Source organism: Leptospira soteropolitanensis (assembly GCF_026151655.1).
In the GTDB taxonomy this organism is placed as follows: domain Bacteria; phylum Spirochaetota; class Leptospiria; order Leptospirales; family Leptospiraceae; genus Leptospira_A; species Leptospira_A soteropolitanensis.
Genome location: NZ_JAMQPN010000048.1, coordinates 1 through 1,895 on the forward strand (window position 1 = coordinate 1; position 1,895 = coordinate 1,895).

The following is a 1,895-nucleotide window of genomic DNA, read 5'->3' on the forward strand; positions in this document are numbered from 1 at the left end:
AAATAATTTAATAATCTTTGTAGATAAAAAAATGAAAAAGAAAATAAAAACCACCTTTATACTTACTTTTTTACTGATTTTGGCTAATCTCAATTTATATGCAGAAACAAAATCAGATATAAACAACGAATTTAATAGAAAAGAAAACCATCTTTATTTTAGCGCCTATCTATACTCAAAAGCATCTATTAACTACCTATATGGCTTTACTAACAAATTTTATTTCGGTATTTCTTTTCAGCCTGGTGAAAAAGCTCAAAATAAAGATATACTTGGAGATTCTACTTCTACTAGATTTGATTTTATCGAATATAGAAAATCCAATTCCAATAATTATTTTAATTTAAAATCACATTACTTCTACATCGGAAATTTCTATTCTAGCTTAGATCTAGGTATTCTTACTGGATTCAAGGAAGTAAATACTATTTACACAATCAATCTCAATCCTGGTTTAAATATTATTCCCTATTCTAAAACTACTACTATTTCTGATAGATATTCCATGTCTTTGGGATTAGGATATAGACGAGAATTCTTTGAACATTTTCTCCTCGGTTCTGAAATTCAATATGGAATACTTTCTGGAGGCAAAGTAAATAGGCATTATACTTTTAATCCTCTAGCTTACCGAGGTTTGCCTATAGATTATATTTTGGATCAATTGTTAATTGAAAATAATGATTATCGAACCAGTAGGTTTCTACAAATTTCAATCTATGCTGGAGTGGCATTCTAAAAATAAATTACTTCGCATAACAGCGACTTACCGCTACGCTTCGGGACAAGCCCTCGCTCGGCCTCCGGCAAATTCCCCTTCTGGCATTCGCTTTGCATACGCAAGCTACATGCCAGTCCCTAACGTCCCGACGGGACTCAGGGGCGGGGAACTTCGGTAAGTCTAGTTCGTTATGCGAACATTGCGGGGAAGAATCGCCACATCCGTGTGGCGTTTTTAAGAAATCTGTAAAAAATATAGAATTGACAAATATACAAATTTTGTATATCCTGGAAAATTATGAATCAGACTGTAAATATCTCTTTCGAAAAAGCCCTTTTAAAAGAAATCGATAAAATTGCAAAAAGAGAACATAGATCCAGATCGGAACTGATTCGTGAGGCAGCAAGGACTTACATTGAGAAAAAATCTAAGTGGCAAGCTATCTTCGATTTCGGTACTAAATCCTTAGAAAAATCAAATCTTACAGAAGCTGAAATTTTAGGAGAAATTAGAGTTGTTAGAAAAAATAGAAAAGCTTCTTAATGCTTAAAGTTCTCTTAGATACAAACATTTATATTTCTGCGATTTTATTTAATGGAAAACCTAAACTAGTTCTACAAGACTTAATCGATGAAGCTTTTGTTGGGTATATTTCAAATGAAATACTCGATGAAATTGAAGAAACTTTAACTAAACCTAAGTTTAAACTTCCAAAGGATTTTATTCAGTTTACTATTGAAGAAATCAGAAATGTCACTGCTATTATTAAAAATAAACCCTTAAAGGATTATTTAAATTTAAGAGACAGGGATGATTTTCATATTCTAGAAACTGCTTTTTCAGCAAATGTAGATTTCATAATTACTGGAGATAAAGACCTTCTTACTCTTGAAAAAATCAAAAGTTTAAAAATCATCACACCTGATGAATATTTAAAAATAAAAGAGGAACTTAGCTAAGATTGCGACATCCGTGTCGCTCCCCGCAACGTCGCATAACAGCGACTAACCGCTTCACTTCGGGACTTGCGCCCTCGTTCGGTCTGCGACACATAGGCTTTTGGCACTCCTCTTGCTTACGCAAGCGTCGTGCCAATCCCTAACGTCCCGTTCCGGGACTCAGGGCCAGCCTACGTCGGTTAGTCTAATTCGTTATGCGTAATGTTTTAAAAAAT

General features: G+C 33.9%; 3 protein-coding genes. All 3 read left to right on the top strand.

What is annotated here, in order from left to right:
• Positions 1–739 (top strand): hypothetical protein (locus tag ND811_RS19175; RefSeq protein ID WP_265365557.1); only part of this gene is annotated, 739 nt, incomplete at its 5' end.
• A 279-nt stretch (positions 740–1,018) separates the two neighbouring features.
• Positions 1,019–1,264, top strand: a complete 246-nt coding sequence (locus ND811_RS19180; protein WP_265353585.1) for a CopG family ribbon-helix-helix protein — start codon at positions 1,019–1,021, stop codon at positions 1,262–1,264.
• A complete protein-coding gene (locus tag ND811_RS19185; protein ID WP_265353586.1) occupies positions 1,264–1,680 on the top strand; it encodes a putative toxin-antitoxin system toxin component, PIN family in 417 nt (138 codons plus the stop codon). Before ND811_RS19180 ends, ND811_RS19185 begins: the two co-directional genes overlap by 1 nt.
• Positions 1,681–1,895: the final 215 nt, after the last annotated feature.